At 66.5% G+C, this 19,344-nt stretch carries 17 protein-coding genes; 9 read left to right on the forward strand and 8 right to left on the reverse strand.

Annotated elements, in window-relative coordinates; genetic code table 11:
* Positions 1-108 precede the first annotated feature (108 nt).
* The 7 genes from glpE to FFS62_RS21115 form a co-directional block, all read right to left on the reverse strand.
* Positions 109-438, reverse strand: a complete 330-nt coding sequence (gene glpE / locus FFS62_RS21085) for a thiosulfate sulfurtransferase GlpE (RefSeq protein WP_137974814.1) — start codon at positions 436-438, stop codon at positions 109-111.
* A complete protein-coding gene (locus tag FFS62_RS21090; protein ID WP_137974815.1) occupies positions 435-1,259 on the reverse strand; it encodes a symmetrical bis(5'-nucleosyl)-tetraphosphatase in 825 nt (274 codons plus the stop codon). Before FFS62_RS21090 ends, glpE begins: the two co-directional genes overlap by 4 nt.
* The gene (gene apaG / locus FFS62_RS21095) at positions 1,259-1,639 is read right to left on the reverse strand and encodes a Co2+/Mg2+ efflux protein ApaG (RefSeq protein ID WP_137974816.1); all 381 of its coding nucleotides are present in this window, start codon (positions 1,637-1,639) and stop codon (positions 1,259-1,261) included. Before apaG ends, FFS62_RS21090 begins: the two co-directional genes overlap by 1 nt.
* A 31-nt stretch (positions 1,640-1,670) precedes the next feature.
* On the reverse strand, positions 1,671-2,483 hold the full coding sequence (gene rsmA / locus FFS62_RS21100) for a 16S rRNA (adenine(1518)-N(6)/adenine(1519)-N(6))-dimethyltransferase RsmA (RefSeq protein WP_137974817.1): 813 nt from the start codon (positions 2,481-2,483) through the stop codon (positions 1,671-1,673).
* A 78-nt stretch (positions 2,484-2,561) separates the two neighbouring features.
* Entirely contained in the window at positions 2,562-3,557 is a 996-nt protein-coding gene (pdxA, locus tag FFS62_RS21105; protein WP_137974818.1) for a 4-hydroxythreonine-4-phosphate dehydrogenase PdxA, read from the reverse strand.
* Positions 3,558-3,662: 105 nt separating this feature from the next.
* Positions 3,663-4,961: a peptidylprolyl isomerase gene (locus FFS62_RS21110; protein WP_137974819.1), complete on the reverse strand. Its 1,299-nt coding sequence runs from the start codon at positions 4,959-4,961 to the stop codon at positions 3,663-3,665.
* Entirely contained in the window at positions 4,936-7,704 is a 2,769-nt protein-coding gene (locus FFS62_RS21115) for an LPS-assembly protein LptD (protein WP_137974820.1), read from the reverse strand. Before FFS62_RS21115 ends, FFS62_RS21110 begins: the two co-directional genes overlap by 26 nt.
* A gap of 127 nt (positions 7,705-7,831) precedes the next feature.
* Between FFS62_RS21115 and FFS62_RS21120 the strand changes: the two genes are divergently transcribed.
* Genes FFS62_RS21120 through FFS62_RS21130 form a run of 3 tightly spaced genes read left to right on the forward strand, consistent with a single transcriptional unit; the run spans position 7,832 to position 10,303 of the window.
* The gene (locus tag FFS62_RS21120) at positions 7,832-8,857 is read left to right on the forward strand and encodes an aminoglycoside phosphotransferase family protein (RefSeq protein ID WP_137974821.1); all 1,026 of its coding nucleotides are present in this window, start codon (positions 7,832-7,834) and stop codon (positions 8,855-8,857) included.
* Positions 8,854-9,525, forward strand: coding sequence for an N-acetylmuramate alpha-1-phosphate uridylyltransferase MurU (gene murU / locus FFS62_RS21125; RefSeq protein WP_137974822.1), 672 nt, complete (start codon positions 8,854-8,856; stop codon positions 9,523-9,525). The genes FFS62_RS21120 and murU overlap by 4 nt, the downstream gene beginning before the upstream one ends.
* A 1-nt stretch (position 9,526) precedes the next feature.
* On the forward strand, positions 9,527-10,303 hold the full coding sequence (locus tag FFS62_RS21130) for a TerB family tellurite resistance protein (protein WP_137974823.1): 777 nt from the start codon (positions 9,527-9,529) through the stop codon (positions 10,301-10,303).
* Between the two features lie 17 nt (positions 10,304-10,320).
* On the opposite strand, the gene FFS62_RS21135 is transcribed toward FFS62_RS21130, so the two are convergent.
* Positions 10,321-11,319, reverse strand: a complete 999-nt coding sequence (locus FFS62_RS21135) for an alpha/beta hydrolase family protein (protein WP_137974824.1) — start codon at positions 11,317-11,319, stop codon at positions 10,321-10,323.
* A gap of 106 nt (positions 11,320-11,425) precedes the next feature.
* Between FFS62_RS21135 and FFS62_RS21140 the strand changes: the two genes are divergently transcribed.
* From FFS62_RS21140 to FFS62_RS21165, 6 genes are all read left to right on the forward strand, one after another.
* Positions 11,426-13,798, forward strand: coding sequence for a PAS domain S-box protein (locus FFS62_RS21140; RefSeq protein WP_137974825.1), 2,373 nt, complete (start codon positions 11,426-11,428; stop codon positions 13,796-13,798).
* A complete protein-coding gene (locus tag FFS62_RS21145; RefSeq protein WP_137974826.1) occupies positions 13,795-14,424 on the forward strand; it encodes a response regulator transcription factor in 630 nt (209 codons plus the stop codon). The genes FFS62_RS21140 and FFS62_RS21145 overlap by 4 nt, the downstream gene beginning before the upstream one ends.
* A 115-nt stretch (positions 14,425-14,539) precedes the next feature.
* Complete coding sequence (locus tag FFS62_RS21150) at positions 14,540-15,577, forward strand: ABC transporter substrate-binding protein (RefSeq protein WP_371920166.1); 1,038 nt, start codon at positions 14,540-14,542, stop codon at positions 15,575-15,577.
* Between the two features lie 138 nt (positions 15,578-15,715).
* Positions 15,716-16,825 (forward strand): ABC transporter ATP-binding protein, encoded by a 1,110-nt coding sequence (locus FFS62_RS21155; RefSeq protein ID WP_137974828.1) that lies wholly within the window; start codon positions 15,716-15,718, stop codon positions 16,823-16,825.
* A gap of 43 nt (positions 16,826-16,868) precedes the next feature.
* A complete protein-coding gene (locus tag FFS62_RS21160) occupies positions 16,869-17,924 on the forward strand; it encodes an ABC transporter substrate-binding protein (RefSeq protein ID WP_137974829.1) in 1,056 nt (351 codons plus the stop codon).
* 123 nt (positions 17,925-18,047) lie between these two features.
* Positions 18,048-19,295: an ABC transporter permease gene (locus FFS62_RS21165; RefSeq protein ID WP_137974830.1), complete on the forward strand. Its 1,248-nt coding sequence runs from the start codon at positions 18,048-18,050 to the stop codon at positions 19,293-19,295.
* Positions 19,296-19,344 lie beyond the last annotated feature (49 nt).

Here is a 19,344-nt window from a genome sequence, read left to right on the forward strand (position 1 = left end):
TCGGTTTCGGCGGCGTCAAGCGTGTAGAGATGGTGACAAGACGTAACCGCTCGTCGGTAAGTAGCCTGCAGGCAGCGGCTGGCGCGACTTTGCGCCGCGCAGAAAAATTTACTCGGTGTCGCCGCTGGAGACCTGATCCGGATACTGGCTGCGCCACAGTTCGAACCCGCCATCCAGGCTGTACACCTCGGCGAAGCCCTGGTGCGCCAGGTAGGCGGCGGCGCTCTGGCTGGAGTTGCCGTGGTAGCAGGAGACGATCAGCGGTGCATCGAAGTCGGCCTTGGCGATGAAGTCCGCTAGGCTGTGGTTGTCGAGATGCCGGGAGCCGCTGATATGACCATTGGCGAAGCTCTGCGGGTCGCGAATGTCCACCACCACGGCGCCTTGCTCGCGCAGGGCCTGGGCCTGCTCCGGGGGGATGCGTTTGAAGTCGCTCATGCGGGAGTCTCCTTGCAGTCGCAGCGGAATTTCTCGCCGCTGTCGATGTTCATCAGGGTCATGGCGCCGCCCCACACGCAGCCACTGTCGAGGGCGAACAGGCCGGGTTCGTCGCAGTTGCCTTCCAGCGCCGCCCAGTGGCCGAAGATGATCTTCTGCCCACGTGCCTTGCGCTCGGGCCAGGCGAACCAGGGCGCGTAGCCGGGCGGGGCGGTGCCCACGCCTTCCTTGCTCTTCAGATCGAGGGTGCCGTCCTCGGTGCAGAAGCGCATGCGGGTGAAGTAGTTGGTGATCACCCGCAGGCGGGTGACGCCGTGCAGATCGCTGTCCCACTTGGCCGGCTCGTTGCCGTACATGCCGTCGAGGAACAGCGGCAGGCGGGCATCGTCGAGCAGCACTTCTTCGACTTCGGCGGCGCGCTTGAGTGCCTTCTTCAGCGTCCACTGCGGCGGGATGCCGGCGTGCACCATGACGATGTCGCGCTGCTCGTCATGGTGCATCAGCTTCTGCCGGCGCAGCCATTCGAGCAGGTCCCCCCGGTCCGGGGCGTCGAGGATTTCCTGCAGGGTGTCGTTCTTCTTCAGGCGCTCGACGTTGTGCGCCGCGGCCAGCAGATGCAGGTCGTGGTTGCCGAGTACGCAGACCAACGCATCGCGGATCGAATAAAGAAAACGCAGGGTCTCCAGCGACTCCGGGCCGCGGTTGACCAGGTCGCCGACCAGCCACAACTTGTCTTGGGCTGGGTCGAAGGCGACCCGCTGCAACAGGCACTTCAGCGGTTGCAGGCAGCCCTGCAGGTCGCCCACCGCATAAGTGGCCATCAGTGCAGGGCCCCCGGCATGGCCAGGCGGAATGGGGCGATGGGCGCATCGAAGCGTTTGCCGTCGTCGGTGACCATCTGGTAGCTGCCATGCATGTTGCCGACCTTGGTCGCCATCACCGTGCCGCTGCTATAGGTGTGGCTCTGGCCTGGCTCCAGGCGGGGCTGCTGGCCGATCACGCCGGCGCCGCGGACTTCCTGCACACGGCCGTCGCCGTCGGTGATGATCCAGTGGCGGCTGAGCAGCTTGGCCGCCTCGGTGCCGCCGTTGTGCAGGGTCACGGTGTAGGCGAAGGCATAGCGGTTCTGCTCCGGAGTCGATTGCTCCGGGAGGTAGCGGGTCTCGACGCTGACGTCGATCTGGTAACGCGGGTCGGCCATCTGAACAAACTCGACAGGCTGAAAGGGCAGTTTAGTCCGCTTGGCCGCTGGCCTGGCGGTCGGCCAGCTGATCGGCCAGGCGCACGAAGGCGGCCAGGTCCAGCTGTTCCGGGCGCAGGCCCCCGTCCACGCCGGCGGCCTCGATGGCCTCGTTCGGCAGCAGTTGCTTGAGGGTGTTGCGCAGGGTCTTGCGGCGCATGTTGAAGGCCTCGCGCACCACCCGCTCGAGCAGGCGATGGTCCTTGGCCGGGTGCGGCAGGGTTTCATGCGGCACCAGGCGGACGATGGCCGAGTCGACCTTGGGCGGCGGGTTGAAGGCCCCCGGGCCGACGTTGAACAGGTGCTCCACCCGGCAGTGGTACTGGACCATGATCGACAGGCGGCCCCAGTCGCCACCACCCGGCTCGGCGGCCAGGCGCTCGACCACTTCCTTCTGCAGCATGAAGTGCATGTCGCGAATCAGCGGGGCGTTGTCCAGCAGGTGGAAGATTAGCGGGGTGGAGATGTTGTACGGCAGGTTGCCGACCACGCGCAGGCTGTGGGGGGCGGCGTCCAGGCGGGCGAAGTCGAACTTCAGCGCGTCGCCCTGGTTCAGCTTGAAGCGCGGGTTGTCGCCGAACTTGCTCTGCAGGATGGGGATCAGGTCGAGGTCCAGCTCGATCACGTCGAGCTGCGCACCGCTGCCCAGCAGGCCTTCGGTCAGCGCGCCCTGGCCCGGGCCGATCTCCAGCAGGCGCTCGCCCTCTTTGGCGTGAATGGCGCGCAGGATGCGGTGGATCACGCCGGCATCGTGCAGGAAGTTCTGGCCGAAGCGCTTGCGCGCGCGGTGTTGGTATTCGGACATCGGTACGGCTCCAAGCTTCAAGCACAAGCTCAAAGCGCAATGCAAAGAGCGGCAGTTTAGCAGCCGCGGGCTCAGGCTCTAAGCGCGGCGTGCGCTGGCCATCTGGTAGGCGGTCTCCAGCGCGACCCGTAGGCTGCCGGTATCGACCTTGCCGCTGCCGGCCAGATCCAGCGCGGTGCCGTGGTCGACCGAGGTGCGGATGATCGGCAGGCCCAGGGTGACGTTGACCGCCGCGCCGAAGCCCTTGTACTTGAGCACCGGCAGGCCCTGGTCGTGGTACATGGCCAGTACCGCGTCGCAACGGTCGAGGTGCTTGGGCGTGAACAGGGTATCGGCCGGCAGCGGGCCGATCAGATTCAGGCCTTCACTGCGCAACAACTCCAGGGTCGGCTCGATCACCTCGATCTCCTCGCGACCCAGATGGCCACCCTCTCCTGCATGCGGATTGAGGCCGCAGACCAGGATGCGCGGGTTGGCGATACCGAACTTCTCCACTAGGTCGGCGTGCAGGATGCGAGTTACGCGGGCCAGGCGTTCGTCGGTGATCGCGGCGGCTACGTCCTTGAGCGGCAGGTGAGTGGTCACCAGGGCCACGCGCAGGCCGCGGGTCGCCAGCATCATCACCACCTGCTCGGTGGCGGTCAGTTCGGCGAGGAATTCGGTGTGGCCGGAGAAGGGAATGCCGGCCTCGTTGATCACGCCCTTGTGCACGGGGGCGGTGATCATCCCGGCGAAAGTGCCGTCGATGCAGCCCTGGCCGGCGCGGGTCAGGGTATTCAGTACATAGGCGGCGTTGGCCTTGTCCAGTTCGCCGGCCACTACCGGAGCCGCCAGGGGCGTATCCCAGATATACAGGCTGCTAGCCGGAGCCGGGGCGCTCGGCCATTGGCCGGGACCGACGCCGATCAGCTCGATGCTCAGTCGCAACTGCTGCGCGCGCTCGGACAGCAGGTCGCGGCTGGCGATGGCCACCAGCGCCTCGGGCTGCACCTCGCGCGCCAGCAGCAGACACAGGTCCGGGCCGATGCCGGCGGGCTCGCCGGGAGTCAGGGCAAACAGGCGGGAAGTGGTCATGGCGGCCTCGTGGGAATACCGGGTCGGAGAGGAATACTGTACGCGCAAAGGCGCGAGGCGAAAAAAAGCCCGGCGGAACCGGGCTCTTTCACTGCGATCAGGCGATCAGAGCTTGATCTCGACGTAGGCTTCGTCGCGGATCTGGCGCAGCCAGGCCTGCAGCTCTTCGTCGTACTTGCGGTTGCGCAGGACGTTCATCGCCTGCTGCTCGCGGTACTGCTCGCTGCTGTCGGTGGCGCGTCGGCCGAGGACTTCCAGCACGTGCCAGCCGTAGGGGCTCTTGAATGGCTCGGACAGCTGGCCACTCGGAGTCTTGGCCATCACTTCGCGGAACTCCGGGACCAGGGTGTTGGGGTCGATCCAGTTGAGATCGCCGCCATTCAGCGCCGAACCCGGGTCTTCGGAGAAGCTCTTGGCCAGGGTGGTGAAGTCCTCGCCGGCGACAATGCGCTGGTACAGGCGCTCCACCAGGCGGCGGGTCTCTTCTTCGCTGCGTACTTCGTTGGGCTTGATCAGGATGTGGCGCACGTGAACCTCATCGCGTACCAGGGTGTCGCCGCCGCGCTTGTCCAGCAGCTTGACGATCATGAAGCCGCCAGGAGTGCGAACCGGCTCGGTGATATCGCCGACCGACAGGGCGCGAATCATCTCGGCGAACGCCGGTGGCAGCTGGGCGGCCTTGCGCCAGCCGATCTCGCCGCCTTCCAGGGCGTTCTCGCTGGCGGAGCTGGACATCGCCGTCTGGGCGAAGTCGGCGCCATTGCGCAGGCTGTCGTAGACCTCGGAGGTCTTCTGTGCGGCTGCGCGGATCTCGTCCGGAGAGGCCGCTTCCTGAACCGGGATCAGGATATTGGCCAGGCGGAATTCTTCCGACAGCTGCATCTCGCCCAGGTCCGAGGACAGGAAGTTCTGCACTTCCTGATCGGTCACCTGGATACGCTCCGCCACACGACGCTGGCGCACGCGGCTGATGACCATCTCGCGACGGATCTGCTCGCGGGCCTCGTCGTAGGACAGGCCGTCACGGGCCAGGGCGGCGCGGAACTGGTCCAGGTTCAGGCGGTTGCGCTGGGCAATACCTTCCATGGCCTGGTTCAGTTCTTCGTCGGTGATACGGATGCCGGAGCGATCACCAATCTGCAGCTGCAGGTTCTCGACGATCAGGCGCTCCAGCACCTGCTGTTGCAGCACATCCTGCGGCGGCAGCTGGCCGCCGCGCTTGCCGATGGTCTGCTCGACCTCGCGCAGGCGCTGGTCCAGCTGGCTATACATGATCACGTCGTTGTCGACGATGGCGACTACACGGTCGATGGACTGGAGCTGCGCCTGTGCGGCGGAAGCGAGGAAAACTGCGCCCAGCAACAGCGGGCGCAGGCAATCAGAAAGCTTGTTCTTCACGTTCACGGTAACCTTGAATGCCTTTATCGAGGAAACTCTCAGTCTTGCCGCCCAGCACGTTGCCGAGGCCCTTGAGGACGATCTGCAGGAAGATGCCGCGATCCGGCTCCTCGTTTACGTCCGGATTGAGACTGGTTTCTTCGTAGTCGATCCAGTAGCGGTTGATCAGGCGCAGCTTCCAGCAGCAACTGTCGTATTCGAAGCCGCCGAAGGCTTCGAGTGTGCGATTGCGGGCGTAGTCATGCTGCCAGCGGGCGATCACGTTCCATTGCGACACGATCGGCCAGATGACCGAGAAGTCGTGCTGCTGAATCTTGTAATAGTCCTCGATGAAGTTCGGCTGCCCCTCGACTCCGAAGTCGCTACCAAAGGTCCAGTTGCCGCTGGCCTGGTCGTAGCGGATGGTGTCGTCGCGATAGCGGTAGCCGGCGTTGATCACCTTGTTCGGATTGTCTTCCGGCTGATAGTGGAACATCAGGCTGCCGGAGCGGGTGCGGTGGGCCTCGCCGTCCCAGTTGAAGTCCGAGGTCAGGCGCCAGTCGCGGTTGAAGCGGTACATGTACTCCAGCGCGTAGGGCGAGAGATCGGACGTAGCGTCGTCACGGGTGCGATAGTCAATGTCAGGCATCTGCACTTTGCGGTCGGCGAAGTGGATAGCCTGGCCAATGCTGAAGCGCTGGCGCTCGAAGCCATTGGTCTCGATCCAGCGAGTGGTCACACCCAGCGACAGCTTGTTCTCGTCGCCGATGCGGTCGTGGCCAGAGAAGCGGTTGTCGCGGAACAGCGATGCATAGTTGAAGCGGTACTCGCCGGTATCGAACACCGGAATTTCGTCCTGATCTTCTTCCGGCACGTACAGGTAATAGGCGCGCGGTTCCAGGGTCTGGCGATAATTGGTACCGAACCACTGGGTATTGCGATCGAAGTACAGGCCGCTGTCGATGCTGGCGATCGGCACGCTGCGATCCGGAGAATCCTCGAAGTCGCCGCCGACCTGGGCCTTGCCGATGGAGTCAAGGTCCAGATCGTACTGGGTATAGGCGTACTTCAGGCTTGGCTTGATATAGCCCCAGGTCCAGTCGAGTGGCAGGCTGACGCCAGGCTCGAGATGGATGCGCTCGCCGGTGGAGCGAGCCAGGCCACGGACGTTGTTGTCGTACCAGGGCTCCGGATTACCATCTTCGTCGATGAAATTGCCGCTACGCAGGTCGCGGTCGAAGCGTACGTACTCGGTGCCGTAAGTGAAGTTCAGGCCGCCCGGCTGAAATGGCAGCATGCCATCCAGAGTCAGCTGAGGCAGGCGCTCGTATGGGGTGACGTCGACGACGCTGGTCGGCTCATAGGCGTGGGCATTGAGGCGGGCAGTGAAGGAGTCGCCGCGCCAGCTCAGCGTGCCGCGCTGATTGAGGAAGTCCGGAGTCTCGAGATTTTCCAGGTCGCTTTCCAGATCCTGGAAGTAATAGGGATCGCTGATATCGGTGTAGTCGATCTCGGCCAGCAGACGTTCATCCAGGCCCTGCTTGTGCTGCCAGTTGTACATCCAGCGCTGGTCTTCGTACTCCGACTGCAGCTCGCGCTCGTCTTCCTGGTCGTCCAGGTAAGCACCACCGACCTGGCCTTCGCTGCCCTTGGTCAGGTAGCGGAACTCGCCTTCCATCATCAGGCCGCGATTGGCCATGTAGGTCGGATAGAGGGTGGCGTCGTAGTTCGGTGCGATGTTGAAGTAGTACGGCGTCGACAGGGTGAAGCCGTTGTCGCTCGACGAGCTGATGCCCGGCGCAAGGAAACCGGACTGGCGACGATCGTCGATCGGGAAATAGATGTACGGGGTGTAGAAGACCGGAATGTCCTTCACCCGCAGGGTCACGTTGGTCGCGGTACCGAAGCCGGTGGCCGGGTCCAGCTTGATGTTGTTGCCCTTCAGGTGCCAGGCGTTGTTGCCCGGCTCGCAACGGGTGTAGGTACCGTCCTTGAGGCGGACGACGGCGCTTTCTTCGCGTTTTGCGTAGAGCGCATTGCCGCGGACGTGGCCCTTGTGGATCACGTATTCCGCGTTCTCGACCTTGGCTTCGCCATTGTCCAGCTGGATCTCGGCGCGGTCGCCGACCACCAGCATGCCGTTGTCGCGAATGCGCACGTTGCCTTTCAGCTCGCCACGGTTTTCGGCCTGGTGCAGGGTGGCCTCTTCGGCCTCGATCTGCATGCTCGACTGGCGCAGGACCACGTCACCGGCGAGGGTGGCGGCTTCCTTCTCCTGCTCGTAGCGCGAAGCCTTGGCCGAGACGAACAGCGGCGCCTCGTCCATCGGCGTGTCGTCGCTCATGCCCGGGCGCAGCGGCTCGACGTAGGAGCCTTCGCAGTACGGGCCGACTTCCGCCAGTTGCGCGGCGCTCAGTTTGTCGCGCGGGACCCAGTCCAGGTGGCTGTAGTCGGCGCTGCGGCTGCTCAGGGCGCGGCCTTTGCTCTCGGTGACCAGTACCGCCTGCTCACCCTGCGCCTGGCCATCGGCCGACTGGGCGGCACCGGTGCCGGCAACGGAGCTGACGGCGGTGGCGCTGTGCTGCGGGCGCGGCAGTGCGGCAGCGGCATTGCTCTTCGGCGAGCAGGCCCAGCCGCCGGAGGCGGAGGCGGAGCAGTCGTACTGCTCGGCGGCAATAGCGAAAGGCGAGGCCAGAGGTTGCAGAGCCAGCAGGCTGCCGGTCACCAGCAACGGGAATTTTTTACGGAACAGGGGGAGTTTTACTGCCATCTTGTTTTTCCGGGCTTCCTGCGCGCCTTCGACCCGCGGGGGCCGCACGCCTCTCGATGGGCTGAAAAAGATGCTGGATAATAAAGCATGACCCGCGCAACGGCTAGCGCCGTCGGAGACCCCTGTAATGCCCGATCAAGATGTGCGTCTCCAGCTCCTGCAGAGCTGGCTGCAAGACTGTCTACCCGCCCTGTTTCAAGGCGAAGGCTGGGGCGAAGTACCCTCCGCGAGCCTGGCTCCGGCCAGCAGCGACGCCAGTTTCCGCCGCTATTTCCGCTGGCAGGCCGAGGGCCGCAGCCTGATCCTGATGGACGCACCGCCACCCCAGGAAGACTGCCGGCCCTTCGTCAAGGTCGCCGCCATGCTGGCCGAGGCGGGCGTGCATGTGCCGCGCATCCTGGCCCAGGATCTGGAACGTGGCTTCCTGGTGCTGGACGACCTGGGCTCGCAAACCTGGCTCGAGGTGCTGAACGCGGACAACGCCGATGCGTTGTTCGACAAGGCCTTGCAGGCCCTGGTGGCCTTCCAGAAACTGCCGGTCGAGGGTCAGCTGCCGCCCTATGACGATGCCCTGCTGCGCCGCGAGCTGCAGCTGTTCCCCGACTGGTACCTGCAGCGTCATCTCGGCGTGGAACTGAACGAAGCGCAGCGCGGCCAGTGGCAGCAGGTCTGCGATCTGCTGGTGGGCAGCGCCCTGGCCCAGTCGCGGGTATTCGTCCATCGCGACTACATGCCGCGCAACCTGATGCTGAGCCAGCCCAACCCCGGCATCCTCGATTTCCAGGACGCGGTGCACGGCCCGATCAGCTATGACGTCACCAGCCTGTTCAAGGACGCCTTCCTCAGCTGGCCCGAGGAAAGGGTGATCGGTTGGCTGCAGCGCTACTGGCACCTGGCGCGTGATGCCGGCCTCGCGGTACCGGCCCAGTTCGCCGAGTTCCACCGCGCCAGTGACCTGATGGGCGTGCAGCGCCACCTCAAGGTGATCGGCATCTTCGCCCGCATCTGCCATCGCGACGGCAAACCCAAGTACCTGAACGATGTGCCGCGCTTCTTCTCCTATATAGAGGCGGTGCTGGCGCGGCGCCCCGAACTGGCCGTGCTCGGTGAACTGCTGGCCAGCCTGCCACAGCGGGAGAAGCAACCGGCATGAAGGCGATGATTCTCGCGGCGGGCAAGGGCGAACGCCTGCGGCCGCTGACCCTGCACACGCCCAAGCCCCTGGTGCGTGCCGGCGGCATTCCACTGATCGAGTTCCATGTGCGTGCCCTGGCCGCCGCCGGTTTCAGCGAGCTGGTGATCAATCACGCCTGGCTCGGCCAGCAGATCGAGGACTACCTGGGCGACGGCAGCCGCTTCGGTCTGCGCATCGTCTATTCGGCCGAGGGCGAGCCGCTGGAAACCGGCGGCGGCATCTTCAAGGCCCTGCCGCTGCTGGGCGAGGAGCCGTTCCTGGTGGTCAATGGCGATATCTGGACCGACTACGACTTCGCCGCCCTGCGCCGTCCGTTGCAGGGTCTGGCCCATCTGGTGCTGGTGGATAACCCCGTCCACCACCCGAGCGGCGACTTCCGCCTGCAGAGCGGTCGCGTGGCGGATGCCGCCGACGGGGAGGCCAGCTTCACCTACAGCGGCATGGCCGTGTTGCATCCACGCCTGTTCGTTGGCTGCCAGCCGGGGGCCTTCAAGCTGGCGCCGCTGCTGCGCGCCGCCATGGCCGACGGTCAGGTCAGCGGCGAGCACTTCGCCGGTCGCTGGGTCGACGTCGGCACCCACGAGCGCCTGGCGGACGTCGAGCGCCTGCTGGCGGCGGAAGCCTGACATGCTCTGGCCGGCGACACTGATCGGCGCGGCGGCGGGGCTGGCGATCGCCAGCATCCCCGGCGCGTTGCTCGGCGGTCTGCTCGGCCAGGTGCTGGATCGCCGTCTGCGCCTGCAGTCCCTCGATCATCTGCGCGAGTTGCTCGGTGCCAAGCGCCCGCCGCCGCTGGACGACGAGGACCTGCTGTTCATGCTGGTCGGTCGGCTGGCCAAGAGCGACGGCCGGGTGCTCGACAGTCATATCCAGGCGGCGCGCAACGAGATGCAGCGCCTGGGCCTGGATGAGCCGGGCCGGCGGCGCGCCATGCAGGCCTTCAACCGCGGCAAGCAGGTCGACGACAAGGAGTTGCGCGCCGCGCTGCGTGCGCTGCACGAGCGCCCGGAACGGGGTGAAACGCTGCTGCGCACCTGCTGGCGCATGGCCTGGGCCGATGGCCGGGTGAGCGAGGCGGAGTCCCGGCTGATCCAGCAGTGGGGGCTCTGGCTGGAGTGGAAGCGCGAGGCGCTGAAGACCCTGGCCGCCGAGTACGAGCCGGCGCGCCAAGTGCCGCAGGTGAAGTCCAGCGATTACCAGGCGGCCCTGCGCCTGCTCGGCGTGCAGATGGATAGCGAGCCGGCGGTGATCAAGCGCGCCTACCGCCGCCTGATCAGTCGCCACCACCCGGACAAGCTGGCCGGCTCCGGCGCCACCGCGGCGCAGTTGCGTACGGCGACCGACAAGACCCGCGAGCTGCAGATCGCCTACGAGCTGGTGCGCCAGCGCCACGGCTTCCGCTAGCGGCCCGCACCTGCGGTCTACTGTTTCTCCAGCCAGCCGCGCACCCGGCGGAACAGCTGCTCCTGCTCGGCTTCCAGGTTGCCCGGCAGGGCCTTGAGGGCGATCTGCGTGTAGCCGTCATGGGCCAGGCGCTTGCTGGCCTGCTTGCGCCGTACCGCGCTGCCGCGATCGGCGGCCAGGTCCTTGTAGAAGAAATCGCTGGTGGCCAGCTTGAGGCCGGGAATCAGCTCGTCCAGCGCCGGGGTCTGCCCGCCGGGCAGCTGCGGTGCGACCACCACCAGCTGCTTGATCTGCTCGGGCTTGCGCTCCCTGAGATAGAGCGCGGCCCAGTAGGCGCCGTCGCCATGGCCGAGCAGCACGATGTTCTTGGCGTCCTGCTGTTCGGCGAAGGCGATGCCGGCCTGGATGCGCGCGAAGATGCGCTCGGCCGGGTCGACCGCAGGCGGCGCGGGTGTGGCGGCGGGCGGCGCGGCCTCGGCGGGGGCACCGCTGGTCGCGCCTTCGGTCGCCGGGTCTGGCGCGGCACCCTCGGCCGGCGCGGTGGCGGTATCGACGGTCACCGGTTCCGGCGCGCGCGGCAGCACCGCTTCCGGCAGTGGCGCGGCCTTGCTGTCCGGCAGGCTCAGGCTGAGCGTGCTCCATTCGACATCCGGCAGCTTCAGGCGCAGCGGTTTGATCGCCTGAGGCCAGTCGGCGCTCTCGTCGGCGCCCGGCACCAGGATCACCACGCCCTTGGACTCCGGTGCGTTGGCCGGCTTCCACAGGGCGAGGAATTTCTCCTCGCCAGCCTGCAGGGTCTGCTGTTCGTCCCTGGGCAGCTGGCGCTCGAGCCCTGCGGCGTTGTCCTCGACGCGCTCTTCCAGCGGCTGGCGTGGCGCCTCGGCAGGCGCGGCGCCCTCGCTGGGGGCTTCGCCGGCAGGCGTTTCGGCGGGAGTCGGGGCTTCTTCCTCGGCATGCACGGGCAGGGCGAGGGTCAGGCACAGGGCCAGGAGTGTCGGCAGGACTGGACGGCGCATCTCAGCACTTCGGTAGCGGGAGGTTCTAGCAGCCTAAGCGCTTCACCGCGGTTTGTCAGGTAAGGTAGAAAGCGGACCCGAGATGATGTGGATCGACGCTGTGCGCATGATTCGACTGCTGTGCTGGCTGCTGTTGCTGTTTCCCCTGCTGGGCCAGGCGGTCGAGCTGGATGCGGCGCAGCGTGCCTGGCTGGCCGAGCATCCGCGGCTGCGCGCCGGCGTGGTGCTGCAGGCGCCTTATGCCGAGTACCAGCGCCGCCAGCAGCAACTCAGCGGGCTGAATGTCGAGCTGAGCGAGGCGCTGGCCAAGTCCCTCGGCGTCGAGCTGAGCTGGCTCGGCTATGCCGACCAGGCGGCGCTGGACCAGGCCCTGCGTGCCGGGCGCGTCGATTTTGCCCCGGGACTGACCCAGACCCCCGCCGGCCTGCGCCTGTGGCAGTTCTCCGATCCCTACCTGCGCGTTCCCCATCTGCTGGTGGGCGAGCGCCTGGGCGAACTGGGTGTGGAGCTGGAGAACCTCGGCGAGCGCGAGCCGCTGGCCGTGCGCGAGCCCAGCGTGGTGGCCGACTACCTGCGCGGCAACTACTTCAACCTGCGCCTGCAGGCCCAGCCCTCCGACCGCGAGGCGCTGCGCGCGGTACTGGCGCAGCGGGCGCGCTATGCGGTGATCGACCAGGCGCAGCTCAGCCGCCTCAGTCAGGAGAGCGAGTTCGTCGGCCTCACCGTGATTGCCGACGTTGGCCTGCCGCAGCTGCTGCGCCTCGGTACCCGTCGCGACTGGCCCGAGCTGGCGACCATCCTCGACACCGGCCTGCGCCAGTTGCCGGCCGAGCAGCTGGAGCAATTGCAGCAGCGCTGGCTGACGGCCCGCACGCCGAGCCTCGGCGAGTCGCCGCTGTTCTGGCGCAACCTGAGCCTGCTGCTCGGCCTGCTGTTGCTGGTCAGCCTGGCCCTGCTCGGCGTGCTGCGCCGCCAGCGCGGCGGCCTGGAGAAGCGCCTGCTGGAGGCGCGCGCGACCCTGGCCCGGCGCGAGGTGGCCGAAGAGGCGCTGCGCCTGGCGCAGTTCTCCCTCGACCACAGCACGGTCGGCATCCTCTGGGTCAACTGGGACAGCCGCGTGCGCTACGCCAACCAGGCGGTGGCCGAGATGCTCGGCTACGACAGCCACGCCATGGTCGATAGGCCGCTGCAGGATTTCGAGCCGAACCTGGGCATGGACCGCTGGCTCGGCCTGTGGAAGCGCGTGCGCCAGCACGAGGAGGGCGCGCTGAGCTTCGAGAGCAACTGCATCCGCGCCGATGGCAGCTGGATGCCGGCGGACGTGACCCTGGGTTTCCTGCGTTTTCGCGAGGCCGAGTACCTGGTGGTCTACCTCACCGATGTCACTGAACGGCGCCGTGCCCACGCCGCCCTGGAGGAGAGCGAGGCGCGGCTCAAGGGCATCGCCGGCAACGTGCCGGGCCTGGTGTTCCGCCTGGAGCGCCCATTGCCCGGTGCGCCGGTGGACTTCGCCTTTATCAGCGAGGGCAGCGAGCAGCTGGTCGGCTACCCGCCGGCGACCATCATGGCGGTGGACTTCGGCATCCGCAGCCTGGTCCACCCCGAGGACCGCACCGCCTACCACGCCACTCAGGACGCTGCCATCGAGGCCGCCAGCGACTGGCAGTGGCAGGGCCGCATCCTCACCCGCGACGGTCGCGTGCGCTGGGCCGATATCAAGGCCAGCGCCCGCCAGCTCAGCGCCGAGCACGTGGTATGGGACGGCGTGGTGTGGGACATCAGCGACAACAAGGCCATCGAGCTGGAGCTGGCCGAGTCGCGCGCCCAGCTGCGCGAGCTGTCGGCGCACCTGGAGAGCGTGCGTGAGGAGGAGAAGGCGCGCATCGCCCGCGAGGTGCACGACGAGCTGGGCCAGGTGCTCACCGTGCTCAAGCTGGAGACCTCCATGTGCGAACTGGCCTACGCCGGCCTCGACGCCGGCCTGCAGGCGCGCCTGGACAGCATGAAGAAGCTGATCGCCAACCTGTTCCAGCTGGTGCGCGACGTGGCCACGGCGCTGCGTCCGCCGATCCTCGATGCCGGCATCGCCTCGGCCATCGAATGGCAGGCCCGGCGCTTCGAGGCGCGCAGCGCCATTCCCTGCCTGGTGCGGGTGCCGGAGCAGGTGCCGGCGCTGGCGGACGCCAAGGCCATCGGCCTGTTCCGCGTGCTGCAGGAGGCGCTGACCAACGTGCTGCGGCATGCCCAGGCGCACACGGTGGAGATCGACCTGGAGGTGCAGGGCGGCGAGCTGTGCCTGCGGGTGAGTGACGATGGTCGGGGTTTCGACACGGCCGCCCAGCGCGCACAATCCTTCGGCCTGGTCGGCATGCGCGAGCGCGTGCTGATGCTCGGCGGTAGCCTGGACATCGACAGCGCGCCGGGGGAGGGCACCACCCTGAGCGTGCGTGTGGCACTGGATGAAGAGGTCGTAGCGTGATTCGAGTACTGGTGGCCGAAGACCACACCATCGTCCGCGAGGGCATCAAGCAGCTGATCGGCCTGGCCAAGGATCTCGTCGTCGCCGGCGAGGCCTGCAATGGCGAGCAGCTGCTGGAGACCCTGCGCCATACCCCCTGCGAGGTGGTGCTGCTGGATATCTCCATGCCCGGCGTCAACGGCCTGGAAGCGATTCCGCGCATCCGTGCGCTGAGCGAGCCGCCGGCGGTGCTGGTGCTGTCCATGCACGACGAGGCGCAGATGGCCGCCCGCGCCCTGAAGATCGGCGCCGCCGGCTACGCCACCAAGGACAGCGACCCGGCGCTGCTGCTCACCGCCATCCGCAAGGTGGCCGCCGGTGGCCGCTATATCGACCCGGAGCTGGCCGACCGCATGGTCTTCGAGGTCGGCCTGACCGACTCGCGACCGCCGCATGCGCTGCTGTCCGAGCGCGAGTTTTCGGTGTTCGAACGCCTGGTGCGCGGCGAGGGGGTCAACGAGATCGCCCAGCAGCTGTCGGTCAGCAGCAAGACCATCAGCACCCACAAGGCGCGCCTGATGCAGAAGCTCAATCTGCACTCGGTGGCCGATCTGGTGAAGTACGCGGTCGAGCACAAGTTGATCTGAGACAAGTTCCTCGTTTGCACCTCTTTACATTGCAGTCGCTTCGTGGCTGATTGGTCACCTTTCGCGGCGACCGCTCTGGCGCAAGCCTTTCGCCCGTTTCCAGGGCATCGATGCAATGGGGAACAAGATGTACAAGAAGTACCTTGCAGGCAGCCTTCTGGCGGCCGCGCTGCCGGCCCACGCCGACTACGTGACGGTGATTTCCTTCGGCGGGGCCAACAAGGAGGCGCAGCGCACCGCTTTCTACGACCCGTTCAAGAAGTCCACCGGGACCAGCGTGGTGCATGGGTCCTACAACGGCGACCTGAGCAAGTTGCGCAAAATGGCGCAGATGAGCCACGTGTCCTGGGACGTGGTCGAGGTGGAGGCCCCGGAGCTGGCACGCGGCTGCGAGGACGGCCTGTTCGAGAAGTTCGATCCCAAGCTGCTCGGTGATGCCGCCGACTACCTGCCTGGCGCGGTGCAGCCCTGTGGCGTCGGCATCTTCGTCTGGTCCACGGTGCTGGCCTACAACGGAACCAAGGTGAAAGGCGCGCCCCAGGGCTGGGCCGACTTCTGGGACACCAAGCGCTTCCCCGGCAAGCGCGCCCTGCGCTGGGGTGCCAAGTACAACCTGGAGTTCGCCCTGATGGCCGACGGTGTGCCGGCCAAGGACGTATACCGGGTGCTGGCCAGCGCCGAGGGCCAGGATCGTGCCTTCCGCAAGCTGGACGAGCTCAAGCCGCAGCTGCACTGGTGGAAGACCGGCGTGGAGCCGATCCGCCTGCTCGGCGACGGCCGCGTGGTGATGAGTTCGGCCTACAACGGCCGGATCGCCGCCGCCCAGGCCGAGCAGCCGCAACTGGCCCTGAGCTGGAACGGCGGCATCTACGACTTCGACTACTGGGCGCTGCCCAAGGGTCTCGGCAAGGCCGACCAGGCGCGCCGTTTCGTCGCCTTCGCCAGCCAGCCGGAGCCGCAGCGGCGCTTCGCCGAGAACATCGCCTACGGCCCGGTGAACCGCCACGCCATTGCCGCGCTGGACCCCAAGGTCCGCGCCAACCTGCCCACCGCCCCGGCCAATCTGGCCGGCGGCGTGGGCATGGATGCGACCTTCTGGGCCGCCAACGGCGCCGCCCTGGAGGAGCGTTTCGCCCGCTGGGCCGAGCGCTGATCGCAAGTGTTGGTGCTGTAGGGCAATCCCTACAGCGCCTCCTCCTTCCGCCTTATAGCAATCTCTCATACCGCCCGATTTGCGCCGGCTGCAGGGCTTTCTAGTCTTACAGCACGGCAACAAGAACAAAGGTGTGTGATGGCCGAGAATGCTTCCAGCGACGTGCTCGTCAGCTTCAAGGGCGTGCAGAAGAGCTACGACGGCGAAAGCCTGATCGTCAAAGACCTCAATCTGGATATCCGCAAGGGCGAGTTCCTCACCCTGCTCGGGCCGTCCGGTTCCGGCAAGACCACCAGCCTGATGATGCTGGCCGGTTTCGAGACGCCCACCGCCGGCGAGATCCTCCTGGCCGGGCGCGCCATCAACAACGTGCCGCCGCACAAGCGCGACATTGGCATGGTGTTCCAGAACTACGCGCTGTTCCCGCACATGACGGTGGCCGAGAACCTGGCCTTCCCGCTCATCGTGCGCGGCATGAACAAGACCGACATCACCGAGCGGGTCAAGCGCGCGCTGTCCATGGTGCAGCTCGACAACTTCCGCCACCGCTACCCGGCGCAGCTTTCCGGCGGCCAGCAGCAGCGCGTGGCGTTGGCCCGCGCGCTGGTGTTCGAGCCGCAGCTGGTGCTGATGGATGAGCCGCTCGGCGCGCTGGACAAGCAGCTGCGCGAGCACATGCAGATGGAGATCAAGCACATCCACCAGCGCCTGGGCGTGACCGTGGTCTACGTGACCCACGATCAGGGCGAGGCGCTGACCATGTCCGACCGGGTGGCGGTGTTCCACCAGGGCGAGATCCAGCAGATCGCCCCGCCGCGCGACCTCTACGAGGCGCCGCGCAACACCTTCGTCGCCCAGTTCATCGGCGAGAACAATCGCCTGGCCGGCGAGCTGGTCAGCCGTGATGGCGAGCGCTGCACCGTGCGCACCGCCCGTGGCGAGCAGGTACAGGCGCTGGCGGTGAATGTCGGCGCGCCGGGCGCACCGGTGAGCCTGTCGATCCGTCCCGAGCGGGTGCGCATCAACAGCGCCAGCGAGAGCTGCGCCAACCGTTTCAGCGGCCGGGTGGCCGAGTTCATCTACCTGGGCGACCACGTGCGCATCCGCATGGAGGTGTGTGGCAACCCCAGCTTCTTCGTCAAACAGCCGATCGCCGAGCTCGACCCCGCCCTGGGCGTGGGCGACGTGGTGCCGCTCGGCTGGCATGTGGAGCACGTAAGGGCGCTAGACCCTCTGATCGTCGAGTGACGGCGCCAGGCATTACCAACCCTGCACAGTGGAGAAAACAACAATGAGCAATATCCGCAGCATCTTCCGTCGCCATGGTTTCAGCAGCGGGGCCCTGGCCCTCGGCCTGCTCGGCGCGAGCCAGGCGATGGCCGCCGACCTGACGGTGATCTCCTTCGGTGGCGCCAACAAGGACGCCCAGACCAAGGCCTTCTACCAGCCGTGGGAAGCGGCCGGCAAAGGCAAGGTGATCGCCGGCGAGTACAACGGCGAGATGGCCAAGGTCAAAGCCATGGTCGACACCAGCAGCGTGTCCTGGCACCTGGTGGAAGTGGAGTCGCCCGAGCTGTCCCGTGGTTGCGACGAGGGCCTGTTCGAGGAACTGGACCCGGCTCTGTTCGGCAGTGCCGACGACTTCATCGAAGGTGCCATCCAGCCGTGCGGCGTGGGCTTCTTCGTGTGGTCCACCGTACTCGCCTATAACGCCGACAAGCTCTCCGCTGCCCCGAGCAGCTGGGCCGATTTCTGGGACGTGGCCAAGTTCCCGGGCAAGCGCGGCCTGCGCAAGGGCGCCAAGTACACCCTGGAATTCGCCCTGATGGCCGACGGCGTGGCGCCGAAAGACGTCTACAGCGTGCTCGCCACCCAAGAAGGCCAGGATCGCGCCTTCAAGAAACTCGACCAGATCAAGCCGCACATCCAGTGGTGGGAAGCCGGCGCCCAGCCGCCACAGTTCCTTGCCTCCGGCGACGTGGTCATGAGCTCCGCCTACAACGGCCGCATCGCCGCCGTGCAGAAGGAGAGCAACCTGAAGGTGGTGTGGAACGGCGGCATCTACGACTTCGACTCCTGGGCCATCCCGAAAGGTGCCAAGGATGCCGACGCCGCCAAGGCCTTCGCCGCGTTCAGCGTGCAGCCGGAGCAGCAGAAGGTGTACTCGTCGAACATCGCCTACGGCCCGGCCAACAAGAAGGCCGTCGAGCTGCTCGACCCGGCGCTGCTCAAGGACATGCCGACCACGCCGGAAAATATCGCCAACCAGGTGGCCATGAACGTGACCTTCTGGGCCGACTACGGCGAGCAGCTGGAGCAGCGTTTCAACGCCTGGGCGGCCAAGTAAGTATCCCGTGCAGTGCCCCTTCCTGGTGAAGGGGAGTTGGTTGGAGGGACGCTCCCCCGTCCCTCCTGACCCTCGCCCGCTGTTGGGCGAGGGCGCTTTGTCCCGGTGTTTCTGGAGCCCGCGATGGCCACTACCGTATCCCTCACCGAGTTCGCCGGTCTGACGCTGAAGCAGAAGCTGGCCCGCGCCGAGCGCATCAACCGGCTCAAGGCTCAGGGCCTGATCCTGCCGTTGCTGGTGTTCCTCTTCGTGGTGTTCCTGCTGCCGATCGGCATCCTGCTGTACAAGAGCGTGGAGAACCCCGAGGTGGTCGGCAGCCTGCCGCGCACCGTCGAGGCGATCGGTACCTGGGATGGTCGCGGCCTGCCCGAGGAGCCGGTGTACCAGGCCCTGGCTCTTGACCTGGCCGAGGCACGGAAGAACCAGACCATCGGCGATCTTTCCAAACGCCTGAACATGGAGCTGGCCGGCTACCGCAGCCTGCTGGCCAAGACCGGTCGCGCCCTGCCGTTCAAGCAGGAGCCGGCTTCCTATAAAGATGCGCTGGAGAACCTCGACGAGCGCTGGGGCGACCCGGCCTACTGGCAGGTGATTCGTCGCAACGACAGTGGTGTCACCCCCTATTTCCTGCTGGCGTCCCTCGACCATCGCATCGATGATCTGGGCGAGCTGGCGTCCGCCACCCCGGACCAGGCCATCTATCTGGATATCTTCGCCCGCACCTTCTGGATGGGCCTGGTAATCACCGCCATCTGCCTGGTGCTGGCCTACCCCCTGGCCTACCTGTTGGCCAACCTGCCGACCCGTACCAGCAACCTGCTGATGATCCTGGTGCTGCTGCCGTTCTGGACCTCGATCCTGGTCCGCGTGGCGGCGTGGATCGTGCTGCTGCAGTCGGGCGGCCTGATCAACAGCGCGCTGATCGCCATGGGCGTGATCGATGCGCCGCTGCAGCTGGTGTTCAACCGCACCGGCGTGTACGTGGCCATGGTGCACATCATGCTGCCGTTCATGATCCTGCCGATCTTCAGCGTGATGAAGGGCATCTCGCCGAGCTACATGCGCGCCGCCATCTCGCTCGGCTGCCATCCCTTCGCCAGCTTCTGGCGGGTGTACTTCCCGCAGACCCTGGCCGGCGTCGGCGCCGGCTGCCTGCTGGTGTTCATCCTGTCCATCGGCTACTACATCACCCCGGCGCTGCTGGGCAGCCCGGGCGACCAGATGATCAGCTACTTCGTCGCCTTCTATACCAACAGCACCATCAACTGGGGCATGGCCACGGCGCTGGGCGGCCTGCTGCTGTTGGCGACCATGCTGCTCTACGTGGTGTACAGCTGGCTGGTGGGCGCGAGCCGCCTGCGCTTGGGATAAAAGCCTGCCTAGCAGGCCAACTGATGACCCTCGCCCCTTGGGGAGAGGG

Origin of the sequence: Pseudomonas sp. F(2018) (assembly GCF_005508865.1) — a bacterium.
In the GTDB taxonomy this organism is placed as follows: domain Bacteria; phylum Pseudomonadota; class Gammaproteobacteria; order Pseudomonadales; family Pseudomonadaceae; genus Aquipseudomonas.

Excerpts from the sequence above, each read along its gene's own strand:
- rsmA (WP_137974817.1), bottom strand. The coding sequence starts at position 2,483 with ATGTCCGAATACCAACACCGCGCGCGCAAGCGCTTCGGCCAGAACTTC.
- FFS62_RS21090 (WP_137974815.1), bottom strand. The coding sequence starts at position 1,259 with ATGGCCACTTATGCGGTGGGCGACCTGCAGGGCTGCCTGCAACCGCTG.
- FFS62_RS21140 (WP_137974825.1), top strand. The coding sequence starts at position 11,426 with ATGATTCGACTGCTGTGCTGGCTGCTGTTGCTGTTTCCCCTGCTGGGC.
- FFS62_RS21130 (WP_137974823.1), top strand. The coding sequence starts at position 9,527 with ATGCTCTGGCCGGCGACACTGATCGGCGCGGCGGCGGGGCTGGCGATC.
- FFS62_RS21155 (WP_137974828.1), top strand. The coding sequence starts at position 15,716 with ATGGCCGAGAATGCTTCCAGCGACGTGCTCGTCAGCTTCAAGGGCGTG.
- pdxA (WP_137974818.1), bottom strand. The coding sequence starts at position 3,557 with ATGACCACTTCCCGCCTGTTTGCCCTGACTCCCGGCGAGCCCGCCGGC.
- FFS62_RS21135 (WP_137974824.1), bottom strand. The coding sequence starts at position 11,319 with ATGCGCCGTCCAGTCCTGCCGACACTCCTGGCCCTGTGCCTGACCCTC.
- glpE (WP_137974814.1), bottom strand. The coding sequence starts at position 438 with ATGAGCGACTTCAAACGCATCCCCCCGGAGCAGGCCCAGGCCCTGCGC.
- apaG (WP_137974816.1), bottom strand. The coding sequence starts at position 1,639 with ATGGCCGACCCGCGTTACCAGATCGACGTCAGCGTCGAGACCCGCTAC.
- FFS62_RS21115 (WP_137974820.1), bottom strand. The coding sequence starts at position 7,704 with ATGGCAGTAAAACTCCCCCTGTTCCGTAAAAAATTCCCGTTGCTGGTG.
- FFS62_RS21120 (WP_137974821.1), top strand. The coding sequence starts at position 7,832 with ATGCCCGATCAAGATGTGCGTCTCCAGCTCCTGCAGAGCTGGCTGCAA.
- FFS62_RS21165 (WP_137974830.1), top strand. The coding sequence starts at position 18,048 with ATGGCCACTACCGTATCCCTCACCGAGTTCGCCGGTCTGACGCTGAAG.
- FFS62_RS21150 (WP_371920166.1), top strand. The coding sequence starts at position 14,540 with ATGGGGAACAAGATGTACAAGAAGTACCTTGCAGGCAGCCTTCTGGCG.
- FFS62_RS21160 (WP_137974829.1), top strand. The coding sequence starts at position 16,869 with ATGAGCAATATCCGCAGCATCTTCCGTCGCCATGGTTTCAGCAGCGGG.
- murU (WP_137974822.1), top strand. The coding sequence starts at position 8,854 with ATGAAGGCGATGATTCTCGCGGCGGGCAAGGGCGAACGCCTGCGGCCG.